The organism is Desulfotomaculum sp. OF05-3 (assembly GCF_003435535.1).
GTDB lineage: Bacteria > Bacillota > Clostridia > Lachnospirales > Lachnospiraceae > Pilosibacter > Pilosibacter fragilis.
This window is the reverse complement of record NZ_QWGO01000064.1, coordinates 1-6,165: the sequence shown is the minus strand read 5'-3', so window position 1 is coordinate 6,165 and position 6,165 is coordinate 1. Positions and strand designations below refer to the sequence as shown.

Below are 6,165 nucleotides of genomic sequence, written 5' to 3'. Positions count from 1 at the left end.
CCACAAGTGTTACAAAAAAGCTTGACCACAACAGACCACATCCATACTGGAGCATGGGATCTGAACCGCCGTAGAGATAACTGCTCCAGCGGGTATCTCCCTGATTATAGTAGAACATCGGTCCCATACTGGTATCCAGGATGGCAGCATCATAAGAATTGCCATCTGATCCCGTCTGAGCCTCCATATGCAGGTTTTCTGCTTTTCCAAGGATCACAGGAGATGTATTTGCAGTCACAGAAGATGTATCTGGGATCCCCTGTGTCCTGGAAGTATCCTCTGAAAGCTCTGGTTGTTTTTGGATTTTTGGTTCTGGCTGGGTCTGCTTTTTAAGAAAGTCTTCCAGTTCATGAAATTTCTGGCTACTGGCAGTCTGTACAAAGGAAATACCGGATCGTGCGTCTTTTATGATCTGGGAAGAAAAGCCTGGGCAAAAATAAAAGCTCAGGCTGGCAGTGATCACCGAAACTGTACCGGTAATGGAAAGTTGGATCATCGTTTTCGCAAGTTGGAACTGTTTCAAGGTTTTATTTATCTGTTTTTTTTGATTCTTTAAAGTTCTATCTTTCATTTTTATCCATTTATTTCTTATCCGTTAACGAAGGGATACACGGGCCAGGACAGTCTGACCAATGGTATTTAAAGGACACTGCTGGCATACAGCGCCAATCTTATGTGCCTCCATAGGCATGCCGTAGACAACACAGCTGTTCTTGTCCTGTCCGATGGTATAGGCGCCGTTTTTGCGCATGCGCAAAAGACCGGCAGCTCCATCTGCTCCCATTCCTGTGAGAAGAACGCCGATGGCGTGTTCCCGCACATGGAATGCAACTGAGTCAAAAAGCACATCCACGGAAGGTCTGTGTCCGTTTACCTTTTCTCCTTCCTGTACACTGACTGCATAGGAGTTTCCAAGAGGTACCACACGCATCTGCAGACCTCCGGGAGCTAAAAGCATGAGACCTTTGCGGATCCGGTCCCCGTTTTTCGCCTCCCGTACTTCCATTTTGCAGATCCTGTTTAAGCGCTCTGCATACATAGCTGTAAAACCGGCAGGCATATGCTGGGTGATAACAACTCCGGGAGTATCTGCAGGAAAATTCTTTACTACCTCGAGAATGGCTTCTGTACCTCCGGTAGATGCCCCGATAGCGATCACGGTTTCAGGGGAAGCACCCAGAGGAATCTTTGGTTTCTGCAGGAAAGTATTTCTGGCAGGAGGTAAAGAAGAAACCTTGCGGATACCACCTGCCTGAGGGTCTGCAGGAGCAGAAGGAAGGTGTACGTGGGAAGCAGCCGCTACCATGAGTTTGGAACGGAGCATAGAAAGAAAGATCTCTTTAGACAGTCCATTGGCTTCATCTGGTTTCCGTACAAAATCCACAGCTCCGGCTTCCAGGGCATCAAAAACCCTCAGGTTCAGGGAAGATACCAGGATCACCGGGATAGGGTGGACGGGAAGCAGCTGCTTTAAAAAATCAATGCCTGACATTCCCGGCATTTCAATATCCAGGGTAAGCATATCCGGCTGCAGCAGCGGGATCTTTTCCTGGGCGTCAAGGGCATTTACTGCATATCCTACAACCTGAAAGCGGTCATCCTCAGAGAGAGAATGGATCAGCCAGGTGCGGAACAAGGGTGAATCATCCACCACCATTAATTTTAATTTATGATCCATGATCATAATGCCTCCTTAATAAGATAGCTGTAACAACGTATGAGATAACCTACGGGATCAGATCTTTCGGTAAATAGCCGGTTCAATATAGGAAAACGGGCAGCTTTCCTTATCCAGGCTTTCAGAATGTCCGATAAATAAGTAGCCTCCCGGAGCGGTAGCATCATAAAAGCGCCTTACCAGTGCCGCCTTCGTAGGACGGTCAAAATAGATCATCACGTTTCTGCAGAAGATCAGGTCAAACTTTTTGCGGAAATGGATGGGATCCATCAGGTTAAAGGAACGAAAGATCACATTTTTCCTTAAAGCATCTGAAACAGTATAGGTTTTATCTCCTATGGGAACAAAATAGCGTTCCTGCCAGGAAGGCGGAAGCTCTTTTAAGCTTTCAAGGGAATATCTGGGATCCATGGCAGAATCCAGAACACGCTGGGAAATGTCCGTAGCAAGGATACGGGTATCCCAGCTTCCGGGAATAGCGGAAAAATATTCTTTCAGATACATAGAAATGTTATAAGGTTCTTCACCGGAGGAGCAGCCGGCACTCCAGATCGCAATAGAACGGTCCCGGGAATGCTTGTTTGCAAGCTCAGGAAGAATCTGCTTCTGGAGAAAGTCAAAATGTTCTTTTTCCCGCATAAAATAGGTATAGTTGGTAGTCAGCTTGTTTAACATAACAGAAACCATCTCAGGATCTTTACCTGAGATGATCTCATCTATGTATTCTGTAAAACTATGAAACCCTTTCTGCTGCAGCATATTAGTAAGACGGCTGGTGATCAGCTGTTTTTTGTGGCTCAGATTGATACCATAGTGCTGTTGGATATAAGTGTAAAGACGGTTAAAATCCCCGTCACTTAATGTAAGCATTGTATGACCTCCTTAGGAATCGGATGTACTCTCGGAGTCTTTCCTGCACCTGCCTTTGCGGCTGACAAAAAATCTTCTCGCAAAATCAAGTACAAAAAGATCCCGGGAGTACATTAAGAGCTGACCAGGGACTTGCAGTCAAAAGACATAAGCACAGTCCCATTTTCAAGTGTGATCATACCATCTAACAGCTTCTGTCTGCGTTTGATAGGGATCGGACGTACATCCTGAAGATCAATATCGATCACCTGCTGCACAGAATCCACAACGATGCATACAGGAAGATCGTCTACATTTAAAACGATAAAGCAGGTCTTACTGTTGTATTCCAAAGCAGGCTTGCCCATATAGAGCCGTATATCTACTACCGGAAGGATCTGACCACGCAGATTGATGATTCCCTTAATATAATCAGGTACCAGTGGAAGATGAGTGATCGCACAGTCATTGATGATCTCCGTTACGTTATTGATACTTAAAAACAGAGTCATGTCTCCCGACTCAAAGGTAAGACAGCGTTCAACGGACTGGTTTTCAGCCGGTACGTCTGTCCGGATATTTGTTTCTGTTACTTCAGCCATTTTAAAACCTCCTGTTTACGCGTTCTCTACAGCTATGGAATATAAGCTGAGGATATCCAGAATGATGCTGATATTGCCATCACCCATAATGGTACAGCCGGTGATGCCGTGGTCTTTCAGGTTAAATTCACTGAGAAAAGCAGGAAGCGGCTTTACTACCACCTGCTGCTCGCCGATCAGATCATCTACAAACAGGCAGTAAGAACGGTCATTTGCTTCCACCCATAAAAGGATGCCGTCTTCCATCTGGGTAACCTCAGTTGGAAGGTGATAGAAGGAATGGAGGCGGACGATAGGATAAAAATGGTCAACACGTTCTACCATTTCATTGCCATATTCATCTTTGATCACCTGATCCGCTTTTACCTTAAAGGACTGACGGATATTGGCGATCGGTATAGTAAAAATAGAATCACCTACCGTTACTTTCATTCCATCTACAATAGCCAGAGTCAGCGGGATCTTCATGGAAATCGTAGTTCCTTCACCGTAGGTACTGGATACAGAAACGATACCGCCTAAGGATTCTACATTTTTCTTTACAACATCCATTCCAACACCACGACCGGAATATTCAGTTACCTCTGTATTGGTGGAAAATCCGGGAAGCATGATCAGCCCCAGGATCTCCTTCTGGCTGTATTCAGAATCAGGCTTGGTCAGCATGTTCTTTGACCGGGCTTTTTCAAGAATCTTCTGGGGATCCATGCCATATCCGTCATCTTTAATGGAGATAACAACCTCACTGCTGGTATGGGAAGCGGAAAGTACGATCTCGCCCTGGGGATCCTTACCGGCAGCAATACGTTCCTGGGCTGTTTCTTCAATCCCATGATCCATGCTGTTACGCACGATATGCATGATAGGATCCTGTATATTGTCTACGATCGTCTTATCTACCTCTGTATCTTCACCTACAATGGTCAGACGGACGTCTTTTCCCAGGCTCTGCTTCATATCACGCACAATACGGTTCATTTTCTGGAACACGCCGGAAATCGGGACCATGCGTAAAGACATGGCAATATCCTGCAGATCATTGGTGAGTTTACGCAGCTGACGTGCAGATTTCATAAAATTATCCCTGTTGTCCCTTGGCAGCAGGTTTAATTCAGGGGAAGATGTGACCATGGATTCAGTGATCACGATCTCACCAACAATATCCATCAGGCTGTCCAGCTTCATCAGGTTGACGCTGATCAGATTCTGCTTGACCGGGGCATGGGAAAGCATAGGAGCTGCTTTCCCGGCAGCTGTATCTGTGGATGCAGGTGCTGGTGCCGTGGGTTTGGAAACAGATGCCTTTTTTTCCTCAGCTTTTGCAGGAGGAGCGGCTTTTGGGACATTTACAAGCTCATAAGATCGGATGTGGTTCTGGGTTTTTAAAATCCCTTCAGCCTTAGAAGCGTCTTCACTGGAGTCAAAAGCAAGGAAAAAGCCATTTTCTGCGATCTTCTGTGAAGTATCCGGATCTGTTTCCATATCACTGGGATAGAAACGAAAAGTCACTTCACATTCCCTTACTGCATTTACGATCATATAAGCCCGCAGATTCTCCATTCCCACGCCTTCTTCCAGAAAAACATGGAAAAAGCAGGCTGCATCCTTATCATCAGGGAGAGAAGCAGGAGCTGCAGCACCAGGAGCTGCAGCACCAGAAGCTGCTGCACCAGAAGCTGCAGGTGCAGCCTGTGAAGCTTCCGGCTGTGCAGGTGCAGCGCCGCTGATCTTCTTCAAAAAAGAATTGATCTCATTGGAGAACGCATCAATATCAGTAGAAAGAGGTACTCCCTGTTCTACTTTCTCGATTTCGCTTCTTAAATAATCCTCTGAACGGAACATCAGGTTGAAAAGCTCTTTCTTATGTTCAGGATCCAGAGTTTCGATTCCTTTATCACGGATATAAAAAAATACATCTTCAATATGATGGGCGATCGTGGAGATCGAATTAAATTCCATCATTGCAGAAGAGCCTTTGATCGTATGCATGATACGGAAGATCTCATTTACGTCATCGGTGGAAAAATCACCGTTTTTCTCATCAGCAACCAGCATTTCGTCTAACTGGTCTAAAAGATTGTTTTCTTCATAAAGGTATGTATCCAGAATACTGCTGTCCATACCACTGCTCATATTGTACACCGCCTTTTTTCATAATAATCAGAATAGTATTTCTTTTAACTTTATCGGCGGTGGTTGAAAATGGATAAGGGGATTTCAAAAAAGAAACAGTAAGTTGATACAACAGTTATAAAAAAAAAGAAAACGCCGATAAAATTATCAGAGATAGGATATCTGATCATTTTTGGAGGAAACCGTAAAAATGGCGATCAAAAGAAAAGAAAAAAGAAGGCTTTTGCAGACAGCGGCCCTCTTAATGCGGGCAAATGAAAAAGTGTTCATGGGATTCGGCCAGAATACAGAAGAAGTGATGATCGATGCTCTTTCACAATCTCAGGAAACAGCACTTTTGTTGGGAACAGAGCTGGAAAATGTGGGAAAAGCAGATCTGGTCCCCCTTCTGGAAGTATATTGTGAAGATCTTTATGAGATGAGTCAGAATCTTCACAGTAAAAAACAGATTGCAAGGCTGTATAAAAAAATAAAGAAAGAATTGAAACTTTTATATGAACGCGTGGAGAATGATATGGAAACAGACCGTCTCTGTTTTGTCTTTCTTCCATATAAAGTGTCTATGTGGGATTCTATGGAAACCGTCTGGAAAGCAGCAGATAAGGATTCGGATTGCGATGCTTATGTTGTACCGATCCCCTATTTTGAAAAAGACCAGGACGGGAATCTGACAGTAGAACACTACGAGGGAGATCAGTATCCACCAGATGTTCCTGTCACAGATTACCGCATATTCCGCCTGGAAGATAAAAAACCGGATGCGGTGTTTATCCACAATCCCTATGACCAGAACAATAGATTGACCAGTGTCCACCCGGATTTTTACAGCAGCAGGCTGAAAAAGTATGCAGACCAGCTGATCTATCTGTGAAGTGCTATACTAACGTTGTAACAGTAGTGGCT

The 6,165-nt window shown here is 44.6% G+C and carries 6 protein-coding genes; 1 reads left to right on the top strand and 5 read right to left on the bottom strand.

What is annotated here, in order from left to right; translation table 11 throughout:
• The 5 genes from DXA87_RS17340 to DXA87_RS17320 all read right to left on the bottom strand — a co-directional run.
• The coding region (locus DXA87_RS17340; protein ID WP_348982254.1) for a hypothetical protein at window positions 1–571 on the bottom strand (571 nt) is incomplete at its 3' end.
• 24 nt (window positions 572–595) lie between these two features.
• Window positions 596–1,684, bottom strand: coding sequence for a chemotaxis response regulator protein-glutamate methylesterase (locus DXA87_RS17335; protein WP_348982253.1), 1,089 nt, complete (start codon window positions 1,682–1,684; stop codon window positions 596–598).
• A gap of 51 nt (window positions 1,685–1,735) precedes the next feature.
• Window positions 1,736–2,548: a protein-glutamate O-methyltransferase CheR gene (locus tag DXA87_RS17330; protein WP_015553176.1), complete on the bottom strand. Its 813-nt coding sequence runs from the start codon at window positions 2,546–2,548 to the stop codon at window positions 1,736–1,738.
• A gap of 113 nt (window positions 2,549–2,661) precedes the next feature.
• Window positions 2,662–3,129, bottom strand: a complete 468-nt coding sequence (locus DXA87_RS17325) for a chemotaxis protein CheW (RefSeq protein WP_117505533.1) — start codon at window positions 3,127–3,129, stop codon at window positions 2,662–2,664.
• A 15-nt stretch (window positions 3,130–3,144) separates the two neighbouring features.
• On the bottom strand, window positions 3,145–5,262 hold the full coding sequence (locus DXA87_RS17320; RefSeq protein WP_117505531.1) for a chemotaxis protein CheA: 2,118 nt from the start codon (window positions 5,260–5,262) through the stop codon (window positions 3,145–3,147).
• Window positions 5,263–5,452: 190 nt separating this feature from the next.
• Here DXA87_RS17320 and DXA87_RS17315 point away from each other — a divergent pair, with 190 nt between their 5' ends.
• Window positions 5,453–6,133 (top strand): hypothetical protein, encoded by a 681-nt coding sequence (locus DXA87_RS17315; RefSeq protein WP_117505529.1) that lies wholly within the window; start codon window positions 5,453–5,455, stop codon window positions 6,131–6,133.
• Window positions 6,134–6,165: the final 32 nt, after the last annotated feature.